Source organism: Pseudorhodoferax sp. LjRoot39, assembly GCF_964253035.1.
Classification (GTDB): Bacteria; Pseudomonadota; Gammaproteobacteria; order Burkholderiales; family Burkholderiaceae_C; genus Pseudorhodoferax.
In genome coordinates this window covers 642156-662578 of record NZ_CAXUQL020000001.1, presented here as the reverse complement: position 1 = coordinate 662578, position 20423 = coordinate 642156, and the positions used below count along the sequence as shown (strand labels likewise).

The 20423-nt window shown below is 70.0% G+C and carries 21 protein-coding genes; 16 read left to right on the top strand and 5 right to left on the bottom strand.

The window, feature by feature from the left end; all coding sequences use genetic code 11:
• The first annotated feature begins 9 nt into the window (after positions 1-9).
• The 7 genes from kdpB (at position 10) to ACSQ4M_RS03090 (ending at position 7555) form a co-directional block, all read left to right on the top strand.
• Positions 10-2031 carry a potassium-transporting ATPase subunit KdpB gene (kdpB, locus tag ACSQ4M_RS03120; protein ID WP_436188213.1) on the top strand — a complete coding sequence of 674 codons (2022 nt, stop codon included), beginning with the start codon at positions 10-12 and terminating at the stop codon, positions 2029-2031.
• Positions 2032-2039: 8 nt separating this feature from the next.
• Positions 2040-2681: a potassium-transporting ATPase subunit KdpC gene (gene kdpC, locus ACSQ4M_RS03115; protein ID WP_436188212.1), complete on the top strand. Its 642-nt coding sequence runs from the start codon at positions 2040-2042 to the stop codon at positions 2679-2681.
• Positions 2682-2870: 189 nt separating this feature from the next.
• A complete protein-coding gene (locus ACSQ4M_RS03110; RefSeq protein WP_436188211.1) occupies positions 2871-3326 on the top strand; it encodes a PTS sugar transporter subunit IIA in 456 nt (151 codons plus the stop codon).
• Positions 3314-3637, top strand: coding sequence for a hypothetical protein (locus ACSQ4M_RS03105; protein ID WP_436188210.1), 324 nt, complete (start codon positions 3314-3316; stop codon positions 3635-3637). Before ACSQ4M_RS03110 ends, ACSQ4M_RS03105 begins: the two co-directional genes overlap by 13 nt.
• Before the next feature lie 30 nt (positions 3638-3667).
• Complete coding sequence (locus ACSQ4M_RS03100) at positions 3668-6367, top strand: ATP-binding protein (RefSeq protein WP_436188209.1); 2700 nt, start codon at positions 3668-3670, stop codon at positions 6365-6367.
• Positions 6368-6371: 4 nt separating this feature from the next.
• Complete coding sequence (locus ACSQ4M_RS03095; RefSeq protein ID WP_436188208.1) at positions 6372-7091, top strand: response regulator; 720 nt, start codon at positions 6372-6374, stop codon at positions 7089-7091.
• A 119-nt stretch (positions 7092-7210) separates the two neighbouring features.
• A complete protein-coding gene (locus ACSQ4M_RS03090) occupies positions 7211-7555 on the top strand; it encodes a hypothetical protein (protein WP_436188207.1) in 345 nt (114 codons plus the stop codon).
• A 14-nt stretch (positions 7556-7569) separates the two neighbouring features.
• On the opposite strand, the gene ACSQ4M_RS03085 is transcribed toward ACSQ4M_RS03090, so the two are convergent.
• Together ACSQ4M_RS03085 and ACSQ4M_RS03080 are read right to left on the bottom strand one after the other, a co-directional pair.
• Positions 7570-8544 (bottom strand): tripartite tricarboxylate transporter substrate binding protein, encoded by a 975-nt coding sequence (locus ACSQ4M_RS03085; protein WP_436188206.1) that lies wholly within the window; start codon positions 8542-8544, stop codon positions 7570-7572.
• 31 nt (positions 8545-8575) lie between these two features.
• Positions 8576-9898, bottom strand: a complete 1323-nt coding sequence (locus ACSQ4M_RS03080; RefSeq protein ID WP_436188205.1) for a sulfatase family protein — start codon at positions 9896-9898, stop codon at positions 8576-8578.
• Between the two features lie 89 nt (positions 9899-9987).
• Between ACSQ4M_RS03080 and ACSQ4M_RS03075 the strand changes: the two genes are divergently transcribed.
• Positions 9988-10884: a LysR family transcriptional regulator gene (locus ACSQ4M_RS03075; RefSeq protein WP_436188204.1), complete on the top strand. Its 897-nt coding sequence runs from the start codon at positions 9988-9990 to the stop codon at positions 10882-10884.
• A gap of 3 nt (positions 10885-10887) precedes the next feature.
• Here the strand turns inward: ACSQ4M_RS03075 and gshB are convergent, their stop codons facing one another.
• Positions 10888-11835 (bottom strand): glutathione synthase, encoded by a 948-nt coding sequence (gshB, locus tag ACSQ4M_RS03070; RefSeq protein ID WP_436188203.1) that lies wholly within the window; start codon positions 11833-11835, stop codon positions 10888-10890.
• Positions 11832-13016, bottom strand: a complete 1185-nt coding sequence (locus ACSQ4M_RS03065) for a benzoate/H(+) symporter BenE family transporter (RefSeq protein WP_436188202.1) — start codon at positions 13014-13016, stop codon at positions 11832-11834. Before ACSQ4M_RS03065 ends, gshB begins: the two co-directional genes overlap by 4 nt.
• A gap of 111 nt (positions 13017-13127) precedes the next feature.
• On the opposite strand from ACSQ4M_RS03065, the gene ACSQ4M_RS03060 reads away from it, so the two are divergent.
• From ACSQ4M_RS03060 to ACSQ4M_RS03025, 8 genes are all read left to right on the top strand, one after another.
• Positions 13128-13607, top strand: a complete 480-nt coding sequence (locus ACSQ4M_RS03060; protein ID WP_436188201.1) for a carboxymuconolactone decarboxylase family protein — start codon at positions 13128-13130, stop codon at positions 13605-13607.
• A 28-nt stretch (positions 13608-13635) separates the two neighbouring features.
• Positions 13636-14376, top strand: a complete 741-nt coding sequence (locus tag ACSQ4M_RS03055) for an SDR family oxidoreductase (protein ID WP_436188200.1) — start codon at positions 13636-13638, stop codon at positions 14374-14376.
• 58 nt (positions 14377-14434) lie between these two features.
• Entirely contained in the window at positions 14435-15562 is a 1128-nt protein-coding gene (locus ACSQ4M_RS03050; RefSeq protein WP_436188199.1) for a zinc-binding dehydrogenase, read from the top strand.
• Positions 15563-16204 (top strand): VOC family protein, encoded by a 642-nt coding sequence (locus ACSQ4M_RS03045; RefSeq protein WP_436188198.1) that lies wholly within the window; start codon positions 15563-15565, stop codon positions 16202-16204.
• A gap of 31 nt (positions 16205-16235) precedes the next feature.
• Complete coding sequence (locus ACSQ4M_RS03040) at positions 16236-16493, top strand: DUF3297 family protein (protein ID WP_436188197.1); 258 nt, start codon at positions 16236-16238, stop codon at positions 16491-16493.
• Positions 16494-16670: 177 nt separating this feature from the next.
• On the top strand, positions 16671-16985 hold the full coding sequence (locus tag ACSQ4M_RS03035) for a DUF4148 domain-containing protein (protein ID WP_436188196.1): 315 nt from the start codon (positions 16671-16673) through the stop codon (positions 16983-16985).
• Positions 16986-17252: 267 nt separating this feature from the next.
• Positions 17253-17567 (top strand): DUF4148 domain-containing protein, encoded by a 315-nt coding sequence (locus ACSQ4M_RS03030; protein ID WP_436188195.1) that lies wholly within the window; start codon positions 17253-17255, stop codon positions 17565-17567.
• A 180-nt stretch (positions 17568-17747) separates the two neighbouring features.
• Positions 17748-18182, top strand: coding sequence for a hypothetical protein (locus ACSQ4M_RS03025; RefSeq protein ID WP_436188194.1), 435 nt, complete (start codon positions 17748-17750; stop codon positions 18180-18182).
• 290 nt (positions 18183-18472) lie between these two features.
• Here the strand turns inward: ACSQ4M_RS03025 and ACSQ4M_RS03020 are convergent, their stop codons facing one another.
• The gene (locus ACSQ4M_RS03020) at positions 18473-20341 is read right to left on the bottom strand and encodes a potassium transporter Kup (protein ID WP_436188193.1); all 1869 of its coding nucleotides are present in this window, start codon (positions 20339-20341) and stop codon (positions 18473-18475) included.
• Positions 20342-20423: the final 82 nt, after the last annotated feature.

Sequence of the window (20423 nt, the reverse complement as noted above, 5' to 3'; positions counted from 1 at the left end):
GACCAAGCCATGAACGACAACGTGCGTACCGCCAACACCCCCGCCGGCTTCGATTTCAAGCCGGCCATCATCGACTCCTTCGTCAAGCTCGCGCCCCAGCACGTGGTCAGGAACCCCGTGATGGCCGTGGTCTGGCTCGGCACCGTGCTGACGCTGGTCGCCACGCTCGCGGGCTGGACCACGGCCGGCTTCGGCTGGGCCGTGACGCTGATCCTGTTCGCCACCGTGCTGTTCGCCAACTTCGCCGAGGCTGTGGCCGAGGCGCGTGGCCGCGGCCAGGCCGCCTCGCTGCGCAGCGCGCGCAAGGACCTGGTCGCGCGCCGCCTGAAGGATGGCAAGGAGAGCACCGTGCCGGCCGCCGCGCTGCGTCCGGGCGACATGGTCGTGGTCGAGGAAGGTCAGCTGATCCCGGCCGACGGCGAGATCGTCGAAGGCCTGGCCACGATCAACGAAGCGGCCGTCACGGGCGAATCCGCCCCCGTGCTGCGCGAGGCCGGCACCGACCGCTCCGGCGTGATCGGAGGCACCAAGGTGCTGTCCGACCGCATCGTCGTGCGCGTCACGGCCGAGCCCGGCCACAGCTTCCTGGACCGCATGATCGCGCTGGTCGAGGGCTCCAACCGCCAGAAGACGCCCAACGAGATCGCGCTCGGCATCCTGCTGGTCGTGATGACCGTCACCTTCGGGGCCGTGGTCGTCAGCCTGCCCTTCATCGCCGGCTTCGTCGACGTGCAGATCAACGTGGTGCTGCTGGTGGCCCTGCTGGTGTGCCTGATCCCCACCACCATCGGCGGCCTGCTGCCGGCCATCGGCATCGCCGGCATGAACCGCGCGCTCAAGGCCAACGTGCTGGCCAAGTCCGGCAAGGCCGTCGAGGTGGCCGGCGACGTGGACGTGCTGCTGCTGGACAAGACCGGCACCATCACCTACGGCGACCGCCAGGCCACGGCCTTCCATCCGATGGCCGGTGTCGACCCCGCCCAGCTGCGCGAGGCCGCGCTGCTGAGCTCGCTGGCCGACCCCACGCCCGAGGGCAAGTCCATCGTGAAGCTGGCGCGCGAGAAGGGCGAGAAGCTGGTCGATCCCGAAGGCGCGCACTTCGTGCCGTTCACGGCGCAGACCCGCATGTCCGGGGTGGACCTCGCCGGTGGCCGCCAGATCCGCAAGGGCGCGCTGGACGCCATCGCCCGGCATGTGAAGACGCAGGACGGCCGCGTGCCGGCCGAACTGCAGGCCCGCGTGGACAACGTGGCGCGCAAGGGCGCCACGCCGCTGGTCGTCAGCGACGGCCGCCATGTGCTGGGCGTGATCGAGCTGTCCGACGTGATCAAGCGCGGCATCAAGGAGCGCTTCGCGCGGCTGCGCGAGATGGGCGTGAAGACCGTGATGATCACCGGCGACAACAAGCTCACGGCCGCCAGCATCGCCGCCGACGCCGGCGTGGACGACTACATCGCCGAAGCCACGCCCGAGGACAAGCTCGCGCGCATCCGCGCCGAGCAGGCCGGCGGTCGCCTGGTGGCGATGGTGGGTGACGGCACCAACGACGCACCGGCCCTGGCCCAGGCCGACGTGGGCCTGGCCATGAACTCGGGCACGCAGGCCGCCAAGGAGGCCGGCAACATGGTCGACCTGGACTCCGACCCCGCCAAGCTGCTGGCCGTGGTGGAGATCGGCAAGCAGCAGCTCATCACGCGCGGCGCGCTGACCACCTTCTCGCTGGCCAACGACGTGTCCAAGTACTTCGCGATCCTGCCGGCCCTGTTCGCGGCCGCCATCCCGCAGATGGCCGTGCTGAACGTGATGCAGCTGCACAGCCCGAACAGCGCGGTGCTGTCGGCGCTGATCTTCAACGCCATCATCATCCCGGCGCTGATCCCGCTCGCGCTGCGTGGCGTGCGCTTCAAGCCAGCCAGCGCCACCGAGCTGCTGCGCAACAACATGCTGGTCTACGGCCTGGGCGGCGTGCTGCTGCCCTTCGTGGGCATCAAGCTGATCGACCTGATCCTGGCCACGTTCTTCAACATCTGAGGTCCACCATGGGCACTGCCATGAACTCCATGCGGCACAAGACGGGTGCCGCCACCCCTCCCGCGGCCACCGCTGCGCCCCTGCACGAACAGGGCGCCCTGCGCGGCGCGATCGGCCTGGCCATCGTCACGCTGGCGGGCTTCGGCTTCCTGTATTCGCTGGCCGGTGTCGGCGTCGGCCAGGCGGTGGCGCCCGTCGGTGCCAACGGCAGCCTGATCGAGCGCAACGGCCAGGTCATCGGCTCCACGCTGGTGGCGCAGCCCTTCGCGGGCGACGGCTACTTCCAGCCGCGCCCGTCCGCGGCCAGCTACAACGTCATGGCCCTGTCGGGCAGCAACCAGGCCCGCACGAACCCCGACATGCGCAAGCGCATCGAGGAGGCGCGCGCCGCCGTGGCCCAGCGCGAGGGCGTGGCGCGCGAGGCCGTGCCCGGCGACCTGGTCACGCAGTCCGGTGGCGGGGTGGACCCGCACATCAGTCCCGAGGCCGCGGACATCCAGGTCGCGCGCGTGGCACGTGCGCGCGGGCTGTCGCCCGATGCCGTCCGGCAACTGGTGGCCCGGCACACCGAGGGCAAGCAGTTCGGCGTGCTGGGCGCGCCGCGCGTGAACGTGCTGGAACTCAACCTCGCGCTGGACGCAGCGAAATGAGACCACCCCCGTTTGGACTTCTCACTTCGTGTAGAAGTCCCATCCCCCCTCAAGGGGGCGCCGCCAGCGGCCTGGCAGAGCCAGCTCCGCGGCGTCTGCTGGCATGGCCTGCTCCGCGGCCTTCGGAAATGCGCCTGGCGTGCCGATACCGTGGGAAGCCGGTGGCGCGCGGCGCGGAGGGCCACTGAGATGGCGCGGCTGCTCGACCACTTCGACGAATGCGACATCCTGCTCGACGTGCAGGCGCGCGACAAGCGCCAGCTGTTCGAGGCGATCGGCGCGCACATGGAGCGGGCGCACGGCATCCCGCCCGATTCGGTGACGACGGCCTTGCAGCGCCGCGAGGCGGCCGGCACCACGGCGCTGGGCCATGGCGTGGCGCTGCCGCATGCGCGCGTCAAGGAGCTGGAACGGGTCCGCGTGGTCTACGTGCGCATGTCGCCGCCCATGCCCTTCGACACGCCCGACGGCCAGGCCGTCAGCGACGTGGTCTGCCTGATGGTGCCGGCGCCGGCCACGCAGGAGCACCTGGACATGCTGGCCCAGGTGGCCGCGCTGTTCTCGGAGGAAGGCTTCCGCGCGGCCCTGCACCGGCGCCCGGACGCCGCGCAGATCCGCGAGACCTTCGCCCATTGGACCCGCTGAGACGCCGCGCGGCGGTGGCCGCCGAAACCGTGGCCATCGGCATCCTGCGCAGCCCCGGCCGGGTGCGCGTGGCGGTCTGCCGCGGCGCCGAACGTCCGGGTGCGGACCAGGACTTCCCCGACAACGCCATCGGCTGGGCCGCCCTGCGCGTGCTGCTGGCCAGTGTGGGCGAGCACCCCTGCGTGGCGGTGGCCGGCCCGCGTGCGCTGGAGGGCGCACTGGCGCTGCGGCACCAGGGCGGTGAGGTCGCCGTACTATGCACGCCGGCGCCTTCGGCCGGCGACGTCGCGGCCTGTGCGCGCCGGCTCTAGCCCTTTCCTTCTTCCTCCGAGCACGCAGCCATGGCATCCGACAACACCGAACAGGCCAATGCCCTGATGGGCGAACTGCGCCGCCAGGCGGCTGGCCGGCTCACGGTGTTCCTGGGCGCGGCGCCCGGCGTGGGCAAGACCTACGCCATGCTGTCGCGCGCGCGCGAACTGCACCGCCAGGGCATCGACGTGGTGATCGGCATCGTCGAGACCCATGGCCGCGCCGAGACGCTGGCGATGGTCGAAGGCCTGCCCAACCTGGCGCGCAAGCGCGTGCAGTACCAGGGCCGCCAGCTCGAGGAGATGGACCTGGACGGCCTGCTGGCGCGCAAGCCCGCCATCGCGCTGGTGGACGAACTGGCCCACCGCAACGCGCCCGGAAGCCGCCACGAACGCCGCTGGCAGGACGTGGAGGAACTGCTGGACGCCGGCATCGACGTCTACACCACGGTCAACATCCAGCACCTGGAGAGCCTGAACGACGTGGTGCACCAGATCACCGGCATCCGCGTCAGTGAGACCGTGCCCGATGCGGTGTTCGAGCGCCTGCGCGACATCCGCTTGGTCGACCTGCCGGCCCGCGAGCTCATCGAGCGCCTGAACCAGGGCAAGGTCTACCTGCCCGAGCAGGCGGCCCAGGCGCTGCAGGCCTTCTTCTCGCCCTCCAACCTCACGGCGCTGCGCGAGCTGGCGATGCAGACCGTGTCTGAGCATGTGGATGCGGACCTGCGCGAGAAGCGCACCGCGCGCGGCCTCGGCAGCATCGCCCTGCAGCGCCACGTGCTGATCGCCATCGACGGCCAGGGCCAGTCCGAGTACCTGGTGCGCGCTGGCTCGCGCATCGCCGAGCGCCGCGGCGCGCCCTGGACCGTGGTGACGGTGGACACCGGCGACTCGGCCGACGCCACCGTCCACGGCACCGACCTGGCCGGCGAAGCCACGCCGCGCAATGCCACCGCGCGCGCCGAGCAGCAGCGCCAGATGGAACTGGACAAGGCGTTCGCGCTGGCGCGCAACCTGGGCGGCGAGACCGAGGTCTTGCACAACACCGACGTGGTGCAGGCCCTGCTGGACGCCGCCGCGGCCCGCGGCGCGCGGGCCATCGTGATCGGCCGCACGCGCGAGCGGCCGGTGGCGCGCATCTTCAACCGCACGCTCACGCAGCAGCTGCTGCAGCGCGGCGCGCGCTACGAGCTGACCATCGTCAGCACGCCGCGCGCGCGCCAGCGCATGCGCCGCTTCCAGGACCTGGCCGGCGAGCGGCTCGCCCCGCGCGAGCCCGCTCTCATCCTTACCGCCACGCTGGTGTCCGTCGCCGTGGCGGCGCTGGCCGAACGCTTCCTCGGCCTGCAGGAGCTCTCGCCGGTGTTCCTGGTGGCGGTGTTGCTGGTGGCTTCGCGCACGCGCATGGTGGCCGCCTTCATCACCGCCGTGCTGTGCTTCGGTGCCTTCGACTTCTTTTTCATCGAGCCGCGCCTGACCTTCATCATCAGCGCGCCGCGCGGCGTGGCCACGGTGCTGCTGTTCCTGGCGGCCGCGCTGATCGCCGGGCGGCTGGCCTCGCGGCTGCGCATGCAGGTGACCGCGCTGCGTGCGGCCAACACCCATGCCACGGCCATGCAGAACCTGGCACGCCAGCTGTCCAAGTCGGCCGACCTGGGCCAGGTGATTGCGGCCAGCGCCTCGGTACTGCAGTCCACCCTGAACGCAGAGGTCTGGATGCGCATCGGTGATGCCTCCGGGCCCGAAGCCGCGCGTCGCGCGCTCACCGAAAAGGACGACAGCGCCGCGGCATGGACCCTGCGCCAGGGCCAGCCCAGCGGCCGCTACACCGACACGCTGTCCGAGTCCCACTGGTGGTTCCTGCCGATCCAGGCCGACGAGCAGACGCTGGGCGTGGTCGCGCTGCGCTTTCCCGATGCCATGGGCCGGCTGTCGTTCGAGCAGCGGCGCCTGGCCGAGAGCATGACCGAGGACATCGCCCAGGCCGCCTCACGCACGCGCCTGGTGGCCGAGCTGGAGGCCGCGCGCGTCTCCGGCGAGACCGAACGGCTGCGTTCGGCGCTGCTGTCCTCGGTCTCGCACGACCTGCGCTCGCCGCTGGCCTCGATGATCGGCTCGGCCGACAGCCTGGCCCAGTTCGGCAAGGACATGGACGAGGCGGACCGCGCCAGCCTGCTGGACACCATCCGCGTGGAAGGCCAGCGGCTGGACCGCTACATCCAGAACCTGCTGGACATGACGCGGCTGGGCCAGCAGGGCCTGACCCTGGCGCGCGACTGGATCGGCGTGGACGAGCTGATCGGCTCGGCCGCGCGCCGGCTGCAGCGCTACCTGCCCGACACGCGCGTGGAGACCGAGATCGCGCCCGACCTCGGGCCGCTGCACGTGCACCCGGCGCTGATCGAGCAGGCGCTGTTCAACGTGATGGAGAACGCCGCCAAGTTCTCGCCGCCTGGCCAGGCCATCCGCGTGCTGGCCAGGCGCCTGGACGACGGCATGCTGGGCATCGATACCATCGACCAGGGCCCCGGCATCCCCGAGGACGAGCGGCGCCGCATCTTCGACATGTTCTACAGCGTGGAGCGTGGCGACCGCGGCAAGCACGGCACCGGGTTGGGCCTGACCATCGTGCAGGGCATCGTCGGCGCCCACATGGGGCGGGTCGAGGCGCTGCCCGGGCCGGGGGGCGTGGGCACCACGATCCGCCTGGCGCTGCCCCTGGAGTGAACACATGACCCCATCCGCCGAAGCGACACCGCCGCCGCGCGTGCTGGTGATCGACGACGAGCCGCAGATCCGCAAGTTCGTCGACATCAGCCTGCGCTCGCAGGGCTATGCCACGCTGCTGGCCGAGACCGGCCAGCAGGGCCTGAGCCTGCTGGCCAGCAAGGGGGCCGACATCGTGGTGCTGGACCTGGGCCTGCCCGACCGGGACGGCCGCGAGGTGCTGCAGGAGCTGCGCCAGTGGTCGCGTGTGCCGGTCATCGTGCTGACCGTGCGCTCGGGCGAGGAAGAGAAGGTGGCGCTGCTGGACGCCGGCGCCAACGACTACGTGACCAAGCCTTTCGGCATCGGCGAGCTCATGGCACGGCTGCGCGCGCTGCTGCGCAATGCGGTGCCGGCCGACCCGGTGGCACCCACCTACGACGACGGCAACCTGCGCATCGACATCGCGCGCCGCGAGGTCCACCTGCAGGGCGAGCCGGTGGCGCTCACGCGCAAGGAGTTCGCGCTGCTGTCCATCCTGGCCAGCCACCCCGACCGGCTCATCACGCAGCCGCAGCTGCTGCGCGAGATGTGGGGCCCCACGCACACCGAGGACGCGCACTACCTGCGCGTGCTGGTGGCCAAGCTGCGCCAGAAGCTGGGCGATGTGGCGGCCGCACCGCGCTACATCGTCACGGAGCCCGGCGTCGGCCTGAAGTTCGTGTCGGACCGCGCCACCGGCTGAAGCCGGTGGCGGTGGTGGGCGCGGCTTGACGCATTCTTTGCGCGGCGCCCGCAAGAGTTGACAACGGCTTGACGGGCATGTGCCGACACTGGATGCCTCTCGACTTCCGCTGAAGACCCATGGCTTATGCCGCGTACAAGGAGTTCGCCCAAGCTGCCACCGCACCGCGCCGAACGGTGTTCCAGGTGCTCGATGTCACCGTCCCGCTGGTCGATGCGCATGCCGTGCGCCGCGCCCTGCTGGCCTGCGACGGCGTGGACATCCTGCGCTGCGAACCCCTGCCGCGTTCGGGTGCCGCCTGCGCCAGTGCGGCACCGCGCGCCCGGCTGACGCTGCACCTGGCCGACTGCAGCTTCGAGGAGGTGGCGCACCGGGTGCTGGCCTGTACGCCCGATGGCGAGTTCGGCCGGTTTGCCAGCTGGCGCGACCATCTGCGCCAGTTGGGCATGCCCTGCGGTTCCTAGGGATCCGGCGCCGCTCAATCGGCGACGAAGCCGGTTGCCTTGACGATGCGCGCCCAGCGCGCCGATTCCGCGTTCATCTGCTGCAGGAAGGCCTCGCCGCACAGCGGGGCGGCCGGTGCCAGGCCCGCCGTGGCCATGCGCTGGCGGAAGTCCGGCGAAGCCAGCACCTTCTGGTGCGCGGCCGTCAGCCGCTGCACGATGGGCGCGGGCAGACCCTTGGGGGCCGACAGGCCGAACCACACCGTGGTCTGTAGCTGCGGCAGGCCGATCTCGGCCACTGTGGGCACGTCGGGCAGCTCGGCCGAGCGCTGGGCTGCCGTGGTCGCATAGGCCACGAGCTTGCCGGCCTTGATCTGCGGGCCGGCCGTGGCGGTCTGCACGAAGCCCAGCGGCGCGGTGCCGCCCACCATGTCGGTGATCTGGTTCGGGCTGCTGCGGTAGGGCACGTGCGTCATCTCCACCTTGAGCGCCTCGGCCAGCTGGTAGCCCAGGAAGTGTGCGGGCGAGCCCGGCGCGAAGGACGAGTAGGTGGGCGGGGTCTTCTGCGCCTTGATCCACTGCGCGAGTTCGGCGAAGTTGTGCGTGCCGAGGCTCGGGTGGCTGGCCAGCACCAGGCCGGCCTCCACGCCCTGGCAGATCGGCGTGAAGTCGGCCGGCACGTAGCGCGCACGCGGGTTGGCATTGGGCGTGATGGTCATCATGCCGGCCGTGCTGACCAAGAGCGTGTAGCCGTCGGCGGGCGTGCGCGTCATCACCTGGGCCGCCACCATGCCGCCCACGGCCGGCGAGTTCTCCACCACCACGGGCTGGCCCAGTTCCTTGACCAGCAGGTCGGCCAGCGCACGCGCGTAGGCGTCGGGCGGACCGCCGGGCGTGGACGGGGTGATGAGCTTGATCGGGCGCTCGGGCCAGGTCTGGGCGTGCAGCGGCACGGCAGCCAGCGCGAGCAGGGCGGCGGCGCAGAGCGCGCGGCGGGGGATCTTGGGCATGGGTTGTCTCCGAAGGGTGGGTAGTGGGGGGTCAGCGCTGCGGCATGTCCTTGGCCGAGTAGCCCAGGCTCACGGCCGCGTCCTCGGGGATGGCGGGCACCGTGGTCTCCCAGGCCAGCCAGTCCGCGCGCATGGTCTCGAGCATCTCGGGGTGTTTGTGCGCGAGGTTGGCGCGCTCGCGCGCATCCTGCCGCACGTTGAACAGGTACTCGTGTTCGTCGACCTTCAGGTACTTCCAGTCGCCGCGCCGCAGCGCGCGTTGGTGGCGGTGGTGCATGCGCCAGTACAGCGGCCGTTCGAAGGTCTGGCCGGGGTCGCGCAGCACGGGGGCCAGCGAGACGCCGTCGAGGGGATAGTCCGGGTGCGGCACGCCGCCGCCGAGCGCCAGCAGCGTGGCCGACCAGTCCATGCTCATGCAGTGCTGGGCGCTCGTGCTGCCGGCCGGGATGGCGGCCGGCCAGTGCGCGATCCAGGGCACGCGGATACCGCCTTCGGTCAGGTCCATCTTGCCGCCCACGAGCGGCCAGTTGTCCGAGAAGCGCTCGCCGCCGTTGTCGCTCGTGAAGACGATCAGCGTGTTCTCCAGCAGGCCCTCTTCGCGCAGCGCGGCGACCAGCCAGCCGATGCCCTCGTCCATGTGGTGAATCATGCGCCGGTAGGTCTCCACGTCGCCGCCGTCCAGGTGGAACAGGTTGCCGGCCACCTCGGCCGCCAGGTGGGCGTCGTCGCGCGTCTCCCACGGCCAGTGCGGCGCCGTGTAGTGCAGGCTCAGGAAGAAGGGCTGGCCGGAGCGGGCCGCGGCGGCGCGCGCCTTCACATGGTCGACGGCGCGGCGCGAGAGCAGGTCGGTCAGGTAGCCCACGTCGTGCCGCTCGGACCCGTTCTCGTAGAGGTCGTGGTCGCCCTTGCCCGAGCAGTGGCTGAAGTAGTCCACGCCGCCGGCCATGATGCCGTAGAAGTCGTCGTAGCCCGAGCGCTGCGGGCCGAAGGCCGGCGGGTAGCCCAGGTGCCATTTGCCGATCAGCGCGGTGGCGTAGCCGGCTTCGCGCAGCAACGAGGGCAGGGTCGGCATGGCGGGCGGCAGGCCCAGCGTGGGGCTGCCCTTGCTGCGGCTGTTGATGGGCTCCTCCATGCCGCCGCGCAGCCGGTACTGGTAGCGCATGGTCATGAGCGCGAAGCGCGTGGGCGAGCAAACCGGCGAGTTGCTGTAGCCCTCGGTGAAGCGCAGGCCGCCCGCGGCCAGCGCGTCGATGTGCGGCGACACGGGGCCGAAGCCGGCCGGCCGGCCGCCGTAGCAGCCCAGGTCGGCATAGCCGAGGTCGTCGGCGACGATGAAGATGAGGTTGGGTTGCATGCGGATGGAAGCGGTGGCCGGGCGCGCACTGTAGGCCGGCGCGGACCATCCGTAAAATTGAAAATTGCAGCCCAAACAGAGGTTTTTCTATGGACCCGCGCCACCTCGTGCAACTCGCCACGATCCTCGAGAAGGGCTCCATCACCCAGGCCAGCCGCCACCTGCACCTGACCCAGCCCACGCTCACGCACAACATGCAGACGCTGGAGATGCAGGCCGGCGGCGCGTTGTTCGAGCGCAGCCGCTACGGCGTGCGCAGCACGCCGCTGGGCGAGATGCTGGCGCGCGAGGGCCGTGCCATCGGCAGAAGGCTCAAGGACGCGGCCGAGGTCACGGCGCGCCACCGCAGCGGCATCCGCAAGCAGGTGCGCATCGGTGCCGGGCCGCTGGTCGGCGCGGCGGTCGCGGGCGATCTGGTGCGCGTGCTGCTGGAGTGCTTTCCCGACCTCGCGCTGTCGGTGCAGAGCGACCGGCCGCACCTGCTGCTGGAGCAGCTCATCGACGGCCACCACGAGTTCGTGGTCGCGCCCGCCTGGCTGGAGCGCCCGCCGCCCGGCATCGAGCGCCGGCTGCTCGTGGCCGACGCGCTGGGCGTGTTCTGCGCGCGCACGCATGCGCTGGCCCAGGGCGGCGGCGCGCTCGACGCCCAGCGCTGGATCAGCCTGGGTTCGGCCTCGCCCTTCGACCAGGAGGTGCGCGAGATGCTGGCCGCCGCGGGCGTGCAGGCCATGCGCGTGGACGTCACCGTACTGGGCGAGGCCTTCGTGCTGCTCGACACGCTGGCCCAGGGCCGGCACCTGGCGGTGCTGCCGCGCTTTCCGCTGCGCCGGCTGGCGGAACGCTTCGGCCTCGCGGAGCTGGCACTTCCGGCGCCGCCCCGGCCACGGCCGATCTACCTGTGGTGCCGCGCGACCACGCTGGAGGATGCGGGCATGGCGGCCGTGGCCGAGGTGCTGCAGCAGACCGTGGCGGCGCTGGCCGCCTGAGCGTCAGCCCGCCAGCGCAGCCTCCAGCGCGTCGATGAACATGGCCGGCACGTCGAAGCCGGTCTGGTCGCTGATCTCCTGGAAACAGGTCGGGCTGGTCACGTTGACCTCGGTCAGGCAGTCGCCGATCGCGTCCAGGCCCACCAGCAGCAGGCCGCGCGCGGCCAGCACCGGGCCCAGGGCCTCGGCGATCTCACGGTCGCGTTCGGTCAGCGGCTGGGCCACGCCCTTGCCGCCGGCCGCCAGGTTGCCGCGCACCTCGCTGCCCTGCGGGATGCGCGCGAGCGAGAACGGCACCGGCTTGCCGCCGATCACGAGGATGCGCTTGTCGCCCTTCACGATCTCGGGCACGAAGCGCTGCACCATGATGGTCTCGGCGCCGTCCTTGTTCAGCGTCTCGACGATGGAGCCCAGGTTCAGCCCATCGGCCTTGACGCGGAAGATGCCCATGCCGCCCATGCCGTCCAGGGGCTTGAGGATGATGTCCTGGTGCTCGGCGTGGAAGGCGCGCACAGCAGCCGGGTCGCGCGTGACCAGGGTGGGGCTGGTGAACTGCGCGAACTCCATGATGGCCAGCTTCTCGGGGTGGTCACGCAGCGCGGCCGGCTTGTTGAAGACCTTGGCGCCCTCGCGCTCGGCCTGCTCCAAGAGGTGCGTGGCGTAGAAGAACTCGCTGTCGAAGGGCGGGTCCTTGCGCATGAGCACGGCGTCGAATTCGGCCAGCGCACGCACGGGCGAGGAATCGATGCGGTACCAGGCGTCGGGTGCACCGGTCAGCGTCAGTTCGTTGACCTGGGCCTGCACCTTGCCGCCCGTGCGCCAGCCGATGTGGCGCGGTTCGCAGGACCAGATGCGGTGGCCGCGGCGCTGGGCCTCGCGCATCATCGAGAACGTCGTGTCCTTGTAGATCTTGAAGCTGTCCAGCGGGTCGATGACGAAGAGGATGTTCATGCGTTGGTCTTTCGGGAAGCGCCGTACTGTTGCACAAACAGCGCCGCGGCACCGGCCACCACGCCCCAAAAGGCCGAGCCGATGCCGGCAATTGCCACGCCCGAGAGCGTGACCAGGAAGGTGATCAGGGCGGGCTCACGGTGGCGTTCGTCGGCCAGCGCCACGGCCAGGCCGTTGCCGATGGTGCCCAGCAGCGCCAGGCCGGCGATGGCGGCCACCAGCTCGCGCGGAAAGGCCGTCAGCAGCCCCGTGACGGTGGCGCCGAAGATGCCGATCAGCACGTAGATCAGGCCGCAGCTCACGGCCGCGGTGTAGCGCTTGTCGGGGTCTTCATGGGCCTCGCGGCCCATGCAGATCGCGGCCGTGATCGCCGACAGGTTCAGCGCGAAAGCGCCGAACGGCGCCAGCACCAGCGTGGCCAGGCCGGTGATGCTGAGCAGCCTGGAGATCGGCATGCGGCCGTAGCCGGCCGCGCGGATGGCGGCCACGCCGGGCAGGTTCTGCGAGGCCATGGTCACCACGAACAGCGGCACGGCCAGGCTGATGGCCGCCTGCCAGCTGAAGACCGGCATGGTGAACTGGGGCACCGCCAACGCCAGGTGGACCGACGACCAGCCCAGCTCGCCGCGCACGCCGCAGTAGACGATGGCGGCCAGCAGCGTCAGCGGCACGGCGTAGCGCGGCAGCAGGCGCCGGCCCAGCAGGTAGACCACCAGCATCAGCAGCACCAGACCCAGCGCGGTCTTGGCGGCGAGAAAAGCATCCAGCCCGAAGCGCGCCAGCACGCCAGCCAGCAGCGCCGAGGCGATGGCCACGGGGATGCGGTTCATGACCCGTTCGAACCAGCCCGTGGCGCCCGCCAGCCAGATCGCCAGCGCGCTGAGCATGAAGGCGCCCACGGCCTCGCCCATGCCATAGCCCGCACCGGCCACGGCCAGCACGGCCGCGCCCGGCGTGCTCCAGGCCACCATGACGGGCATGCGCCACAGCAGCGAGGGGATGGCGGTGCACAGCCCCATGCCCAGGCCCAGCGCCCACATCCAGGAGCTGATGAGTTCGGGCGTGGCGCCGAAGGCCAAGGCGGCCTGGAACACGATGGCCACGGAGCTCGTGAACCCGACCAGCACGGCCACGAAGCCGGCTGTGAACGCCGGCAGGCTCAAGTCTTTGAGGAAGCGCATAGGCGGCGGATTGTGCCCATGCCGGATTTTTGCGGCTGGCCTGTCACAAACCGCGCAGGCGGCACGTCTAACAGGGAAGAAGCCGATTCAACCACCCGAAAGGAAACCACCATGACCCCCCGTCTCAACGCCCTGCAGCAAGCCCCCGAGCTTTACAAGAAGTTGTCCGACTACAGCATCGCGGCCAAGAAGGGCCACCTCGATGCCAAGCTGCTCGCGCTGATCGAGATCCGTGCCTCGCAGATGAACGGCTGCGCCTTCTGCCTGGACATGCACGTCAAGCAGGCCAAGCTGCACGGCGAGGGCGAGCTGCGCCTGCACCACGTCGCGATCTGGCGCGAATCGCCGTTGTTCAGCGCCCGCGAGCACGCCGCCTTCGCCTGGACCGAGGTGCTCACGCAGCTGCCGGCGCACGGCGTGCCCGATGCCGTGTATGAAGAAGTGCGCGCCGAGTTCTCCGAGCAGGAGATCGTCGAGCTGACCCACAACGTGATGGGCATCAACGCCTGGAACCGCCTGAGCATCGCGTTTCGCAACGTGCCGGGCGCGGCCGACAAGGCCTTCGGCCTGGACAAGGTGCAGTTCTCCTGATCCCGCTGACGCCAACCAAGGACACACCATGAAGATCGTCGTCATCGGCGGCACGGGCCTGATCGGCTCCAAGCTCGTCGTGCTGCTCAAGAACCGTGGCCACGACGTGCTGGCCGCCTCGCCCAACACCGGCGTCAACACGCTCACGGGCGAGGGCCTGGACGCGGCGCTGGCCGGCGCCCAGGTGGTGGTGGACGTGGCGAACTCGCCCTCGTTCGCCGACCAGGCCGTGCTGGACTTCTTCCAGACCTCGGGCCGCAAGCTGCTCGCGGCCGAGGCCCGCGCCGGCGTGCAGCACCATGTGGCGCTGTCGGTGGTCGGCACCGACCGGCTGCAGCAGAGCGGCTACTTCCGTGCCAAGCAGGCGCAGGAAGACCTGATCGTGGCCGGTAGCATCCCCTGGACCATCGTGCAGGCCACGCAGTTCCTCGAGTTCCTGGGCGGCATCGCGCAGTCGGCCGGTGCGGGCGGCGAGATCCGGCTGTCGCCGGCCGCCATCCAGCCCATCAGCTCCGACGACGTGGCCGCCGTGCTGGCCGACGTGGCACTGGCCGCGCCCCTGCACGGCCGCATCGAGATTGCCGGCCCCGAGCGGCTGCCGCTGGCCGAGCTCGTGCAGCGCTACCTCGACCTGAAGCAGGACGGCCGCCAGGTCGTGGCGGACCCGCAGGCGCTGTACTTCGGCGCGCCGCTGGACGATGGCACGCTGGTGCCCGTGGGCCAGGCGCGCCTGGGCACGGTCACCTTCGCGGCCTGGATGGCCCGCTGAGCGCGGGGCGCTTCCTATACTGGGCGGCTCCACCGAACCACCCACCCGAGGACCGCCCATGCCCTTGCAACTGCGCTCGCTGATTCGCCCCGACGCGACCCTGGAACTCTCGCTGGCCGAGGTCGCCATGCCCCAGCCTGCGCACGACGACGAGGTCGTGGTGCGCATGGAGGCCGCGCCGCTGAACCCCTCCGACCTGGGCCTGCTGTTCGGCGGTGCCGACATGGCGACGGCCAAGGTCTCGGGCACGGCCGAGCGTCCCGTGGTCACGGCCAGCCTGTCGCCCGCGGCCCTGGCCGCGGCCGGCGCGCGGGTCGGCGATTCCATGGTCGTGGGCAACGAGGGCGCCGGCACCGTGGTCGCCGCCGGTGCCTCGGCCGCGGCCCAGGCCCTGCTGGGCCGGAAGGTCGCGTTGCTGGGCGGCGGCATGTACGCAGAATTCCGCGCCATTTCGGCCGCGCAATGCCTGCCGCTGCCCGAGGGCGCCACGGCCGCCCAGGGCGCCTCGTGCTTCGTCAACCCGCTGACCTCGCTGGGCATGGTGGAGACCATGCGGCGCGAGGGCCACAGCGCGCTGGTGCACACGGCAGCGGCGTCCAACCTCGGCCAGATGCTGAACCGCATCTGCCTGAAGGACGGCGTGCCGCTGGTCAACGTGGTGCGCAAGCCCGAGCAGGCCGCGCTGCTGCGCAGCCAGGGCGCGCAGCATGTGGTCGACAGCAGCCAGGGCGACTTCCAGTCGGCCTTGCTCGAAGCCATTGCCACGACCGGCGCCACGCTGGCCTTCGACGCCATCGGCGGCGGCAAGCTGGCCGGCCAGATCCTCGTCGCCATGGAGGCTGCGATTGCGCGCAAGGAGCAGGCCGCCTACAGCCGCTACGGCAGCAATGTGCACAAGCAGGTCTACGTCTACGGCAGCCTGGACCGCGGCCCCATCGAGATCGCGCGCGGCTTCGGCATGACCTGGGGGGTAGGCGGCTGGCTGCTGTTCCCGTTCCTGCAGAAGACCGGCCCGCACCAGGTGCAGCAGCTCAAGGCGCGCGTGGCGGCCGAGCTCACGACCACCTTCGCGAGCCACTACACGCGCGAGGTCGGCCTGGCCGAGGCGCTGTCGCTGGAGGCCATCGCCATCTACGGCAAGCAGGCCACGGGCGAGAAGGTGCTGCTGCGCCCCTCGGGCACCTGAATGGCGACCTGCCGCATCGACCACCTCGCCATCGTGGCGCCAACGCTGCAGGCCGGCAGCGACGCCCTGCACGCGCAACTGGGCGTGCGCCCGCAGCCGGGCGGCCAGCATGCCCGCATGGGCACGCACAACCTGTTGCTGCGTTTGGGCGAGGCGCTGTACCTGGAGGTGATCGCCGTGGACCCTGGCGTGCCGGCCCCGCCGCGTGCGCGCTGGTTCGAACTCGACCGACTGGCGGCCGATGCGCCGCCGCGCCTGGCCTGCTGGGTGGCGCGCACCGACGACATCGCGGCAGCGGTCGCCGCGGCGGCCGCCGTGCCGGTCGGCGAGGTGCTGCCCATGTCGCGCGGCGGGTTCGGCTGGCGCATCACGGTGCCAGCCGACGGCAGTCTGCCGCTCGGTGGTGCTGCTCCGACGCTGATCCAGTGGGACACCCCCATCCATCCGGCATCCATGCTCGAAGACCTCGGCTGCACACTGGTCGCGCTCGAACTGCAGCACCCTGAGCCGGCGCGCGTGCAGGCGCTGCTCGACCGGCTGGGCCTGGCTGAGCCCGCGGTCACGCTGACGGTGCGCGAGGCGCCCGTGCCCGGACTGCTGGCGTGGGTGCGCACCGCCGCGGGGCTGCGCTCGCTGGGTTAGCGTGGCCGCGGGCTGCGGTCTAATTGCGCCCATGAACCAAGAAGCCACCACCCGTCCGCCGCTGCCCGACCACCTGTCCGTCGACCCGCGCAGCCCGCACCATGTCGCGGCCGTGTTCCAGCACGACATCGGCATCCGCTTCAACGGCACCGAACGCCACGATGTCGAGGAGTACTGCCTGTCCGAAGGCTGGATCAAGGTGGCCGCCGGCAAGACCGTGGACCGCCGTGGCCGGCCGCTGCTGATCAAGCTCAAGGGCCAGGTGGAAGCCTTCTACCGCGAAGCCTGAAACCGGTTACTGTTTCGATCCGGGAAACGATCCATTGCTCGGAGGCCTGTTTTTCTTTCAAAGCACAACTTCTACAGTTCATCCCATCGATGAGCCAACCGCAAACGGTTCATCGAAGCGGTCGCCCGGAAGGCCTGGCGACCGGATCGAGCCAACCGATTTGCAAGGATGAACACCATGAACACGAAGTTTTTTGCCTCCGCCCTGATCACCGCCGCCGCTTTCGCAGCCGCCCCCGCCTTTGCCGGCGACAACATCAGCGGTGAAGTCGGCTATGTGCCGCAAGTGAGCAGCGCCAAGAGCAGCCTGACGCGCGAAGCCGTGCGTGCCGAGTACCTGCAGGCCGAGCGCAACGGCACGCTGCCCGAACTGGGCGAAGGCGCCGACACCGGTGCCGTGGCTTCTGCCAAGAGCACGCTGTCGCGTGATGCCGTGCGCGCAGAAGCCGTCTACGCCGTGCGCCACGGCCAGCTGGTCGGCGGCGAAGTCTGATCTTCACGGTCTCCGCATGAAAGGCCCGCGCCGCAAGGCGCGGGCCTTTTGCTTTGGCGCTGACGGCCAAGGGAAAGTCCTAGGTCTGAGGACTGTTGCTTTACGAGAAACGATGCATTGCCCGCTGCACGGTTTTTCTTTCGGGGTGCGGCTTCGACAATTGGACCCATCGATGAGGCGCACGACACGACTCGTCGAGACGGCGCGGGACAAAGGGTCCGGCTCCGCCGAACGGGAAGTTGTCCTCACCACCGAAAGGAATCCATCATGAACACGAAGTTTCTTGCCTCCGCCCTGATCGCCGCCGCCGGTTTCGCCGCAGCCCCCAGCTTTGCTGGCGACAACATCAGCGGTGAAGTCGGCTACGTGCCGCAAGTCAGCTCGGTCAAGAGCGATCTGACCCGTGCTGCCGTGCGTGCCGAGTACCTGCAAGCCGAACGCAGCGGCATGCTGCCGGAAGCCGGCGAAGGCGCCGACATCGGCGCCGTGGCCACCGCCAAGAGCAGCTTGACCCGCGACGCCGTGCGCGCCGAAGCCGTGTACGCCGTGCGCCATGGCCTGCTGGGTGGCGGCGAAGTCTGAGCGTTTCGCAACCGTGCCGACCAGGGCCCGCGCCGCAAGGCGCGGGCCTTTTGCATGGGCGAAAAGTTCCGACGTACTGTTGCTTGAAAGGAAACGATGCTTTGCCTTGAACAGGCTTTTTCAATCGTGTCACAGTTTTTAAACTTCATTCCATCGTCAATGTCAATGAAGGAAAACACCATGAACACCAAGATCCTCGCCTCCGCCCTGCTCGCCGCAGCCGGCCTGGTCGCAGCGCCCGCATTCGCTGGCGGCGGTGTGAACGCCAGTGGTGAAGTCGGCTACATCCCGCCGGTGGCAGCCGCTTCGTCCGGCGGCCTGAGCCGCGAAGCCGTGCGCAACGAACTCCTGCAAGCCCAGCGCAACCACCAGCTCGTCGCCACCGGTGAAGTCGGTGAGGCAGGCGTTGTGGCCTCTGCCAAGCCCAGCACGGTGACCCGCGAGCAAGTCCAGGGCGAATACCTGGCTGCCGCCCGGAGCCACCAACTGGCCCCGGCTGGCGAAGGTGCCGACATCGGCTACCGCCCCTCCAAGAGCCTGCTGACCCGCGAAGCCGTGCACGCCGAGGCGGTGCGTGCCCTGCGCGCCGGCGACCTGCCTGGCGGCGAAGTCTGATCCTCGCGCTTCGCACAGAACGCAAAAGGCCCGCGCCGCAAGGCGCGGGCCTTTTGCATGGCCGGCTCAGAACGTGTGAATGAACCGATCGCGCCCACGACGGGGTGCGGCGGGCCGCAGGCGTAGGCGCAGGCCGCAGCCCGGGCTTGTGCCCGGGCAAGGACTGCAACGCCCGCATGTGGCCCGGCGCGCCCCGGCCCGAAGGGCGAGGCCCTGGGCGCAGCAATCATGAGGGAAACGAATGCTCATCGGGGGCCTCGCGTGGGTGTGAGCGGTTCGTTCACACGTTCTCAGATCTCGACCTTGGAGCCCAACTCGACGACGGCGTTGCTGGGCAGCTTGAGGAAGTCCGCAGCGGCGCTCGCGTTCAGGTGCATCTGGGCGAACAGCTTCTCGCGCCAGGGCGCCATGCCGGTACCCAGCGTGGGCACCACCATGTCGCGCGACAGGAAGTAGCTCGTCGTCATGGTCTCCATTTCGCAGCCGCGTCCGCGCATCTGCTCCAGTGCGCGCGGCAGGTCCGGGTCGTTCTTGAAGCCGTAGTGCAGCACCACCTGCCAGCAGTCGTGGCCCAGGGCCTCGATCTGCAGGCGCTTGTCCATGCCGATCCAAGGCCGTTCGTGGCTGCGCACGGTGACGAACAAATTGGTCTCGTGCAGCACCTTGTTGTGCTTGAGGTTGTGCAGCAGCGCGTTGGGCACGCTGCCGGGCTCGGCCGTCAGGAACACCGCCGTGCCTTCCACGCGTGCGGGCGGGGCCACGAACACCGATTCGAGGAAGCTCTTGAGGTCGATGGCGTTGGCGCGCAGCGCCTCGTTGAGCAGGCGCCGGCCCTCGTGCCAGGTCATCATGATCATGAACATCATGCCGCCGATGAACAGCGGGAACCAGCCGCCGTCGAACAGCTTCATGAGGTTGGAGGCCCAGAACGCGAAGTCGACGATGAAGAAGAAGCCCGTGGCCAGCAGGCACAGCCACAGCGGGTACTTCCAGCCGTAGCGCACGACGAAGAAGGTCAGCACCGTGGTGATCAGCATGTCGGTGCACACCGCGATGCCGTAGGCCGCCGCCAGGTTGCTGGACGACCTGAACATCACCACGGCCAGCACGATGGCCAGGAACAGCCCCCAGTTGATGAAGGGGATGTAGATCTGCCCGGTCGCCTTGACGCTGGTGTGCTGGATCTGCAGACGCGGCAGGTAGCCGAGCTGGATCACCTGCTTGGTGACCGAGAACGCACCCGTGATCAGTGCCTGCGAGGCGATCACCGCGGCCACCGTGGCCATGCAGACCAGCGGCAGCAGCGCCCATTCGGGCGCCATCATGAAGAAAGGGTTCTTCACCGCCTCGGGCTCGCGCAGCAGCAGCGCGCCCTGGCCGAAGTAGTTCAGCGTGAGCGCCGGCATGACCACGCTGAACCAGGCCAAGCGGATCGGCCGCTTGCCGAAGTGGCCCAGGTCGGCATACAGCGCTTCTGCGCCGGTCACGGCCAGCACCACCGCGCCCAGGATGATGAAGGTGGTGCCGGGGTTGTTCCACAAGAAGCGCAGCGCGTGGTGCGGGCTCAGCGCGTACAGGATCTCGGGGTGGTGCCAGATGTGCGAGATGCCCAGCAGCGCGATGGCGATGAACCACAGCAGCGTCAGTGGGCCGAAGAACTTGCCGATGCCGGTGGTGCCGCGCTTCTGCACCGCGAACAGCGCGAACAGGATCACCAGCGTGAGCGGAATGACGGCCTTGCGGAACGCTGGCGACACCACTTCCAGGCCTTCCACGGCCGACAGCACCGAGATGGCCGGTGTGATCACGCCGTCGCCATAGAACAAACAGGTGCCGAAGATGCCGACCAGGAGCAGCACCTGGCGCAGCTTGGGTTTGTCCTTCACCGACTGCGAGGCCAGCGCCAGCATGGCGACCAGGCCGCCTTCGCCGGCGTTGTCGGCGCGCAGCACCAGTACCACGTACTTGAGCGAGACGATGACGGTCAGCGTCCAGAACAGGATGGACAGCACGCCGTAGACGTTGTCCACCGTGAACGGCACATGGCCGGAGCCGAAGATTTCCTTGACCGCGTACAGGACGCTGGTGCCGATGTCGCCGTAGACGACACCGATGGCGCCCAGGGTGAGCGCCGCGAGCGGGGTTTTTGCGTGTTGCAAAGGAAAGCCGCTCGGCCGTGGGGCCAGCGGCTGGTGTTTCGCGGGACGGCTATTGTGCGCTTCGCCCTGAAGCCGGCAAGCC

Coding starts and splice junctions, on each gene's coding strand:
- ACSQ4M_RS03055 (WP_436188200.1), top strand. CDS start 13,636: ATGAAGATCGTCGTCATCGGCGGCACGGGCCTGATCGGCTCCAAGCTC.
- kdpC (WP_436188212.1), top strand. CDS start 2,040: ATGGGCACTGCCATGAACTCCATGCGGCACAAGACGGGTGCCGCCACC.
- gshB (WP_436188203.1), bottom strand. CDS start 11,835: ATGAACATCCTCTTCGTCATCGACCCGCTGGACAGCTTCAAGATCTAC.
- ACSQ4M_RS03110 (WP_436188211.1), top strand. CDS start 2,871: ATGGCGCGGCTGCTCGACCACTTCGACGAATGCGACATCCTGCTCGAC.
- ACSQ4M_RS03040 (WP_436188197.1), top strand. CDS start 16,236: ATGAACCAAGAAGCCACCACCCGTCCGCCGCTGCCCGACCACCTGTCC.
- ACSQ4M_RS03085 (WP_436188206.1), bottom strand. CDS start 8,544: ATGCCCAAGATCCCCCGCCGCGCGCTCTGCGCCGCCGCCCTGCTCGCG.
- ACSQ4M_RS03060 (WP_436188201.1), top strand. CDS start 13,128: ATGACCCCCCGTCTCAACGCCCTGCAGCAAGCCCCCGAGCTTTACAAG.
- ACSQ4M_RS03035 (WP_436188196.1), top strand. CDS start 16,671: ATGAACACGAAGTTTTTTGCCTCCGCCCTGATCACCGCCGCCGCTTTC.
- ACSQ4M_RS03050 (WP_436188199.1), top strand. CDS start 14,435: ATGCCCTTGCAACTGCGCTCGCTGATTCGCCCCGACGCGACCCTGGAA.
- ACSQ4M_RS03045 (WP_436188198.1), top strand. CDS start 15,563: ATGGCGACCTGCCGCATCGACCACCTCGCCATCGTGGCGCCAACGCTG.
- ACSQ4M_RS03030 (WP_436188195.1), top strand. CDS start 17,253: ATGAACACGAAGTTTCTTGCCTCCGCCCTGATCGCCGCCGCCGGTTTC.
- ACSQ4M_RS03025 (WP_436188194.1), top strand. CDS start 17,748: ATGAACACCAAGATCCTCGCCTCCGCCCTGCTCGCCGCAGCCGGCCTG.
- ACSQ4M_RS03100 (WP_436188209.1), top strand. CDS start 3,668: ATGGCATCCGACAACACCGAACAGGCCAATGCCCTGATGGGCGAACTG.
- ACSQ4M_RS03075 (WP_436188204.1), top strand. CDS start 9,988: ATGGACCCGCGCCACCTCGTGCAACTCGCCACGATCCTCGAGAAGGGC.
- kdpB (WP_436188213.1), top strand. CDS start 10: ATGAACGACAACGTGCGTACCGCCAACACCCCCGCCGGCTTCGATTTC.
- ACSQ4M_RS03065 (WP_436188202.1), bottom strand. CDS start 13,016: ATGCGCTTCCTCAAAGACTTGAGCCTGCCGGCGTTCACAGCCGGCTTC.
- ACSQ4M_RS03090 (WP_436188207.1), top strand. CDS start 7,211: ATGGCTTATGCCGCGTACAAGGAGTTCGCCCAAGCTGCCACCGCACCG.
- ACSQ4M_RS03095 (WP_436188208.1), top strand. CDS start 6,372: ATGACCCCATCCGCCGAAGCGACACCGCCGCCGCGCGTGCTGGTGATC.
- ACSQ4M_RS03080 (WP_436188205.1), bottom strand. CDS start 9,898: ATGCAACCCAACCTCATCTTCATCGTCGCCGACGACCTCGGCTATGCC.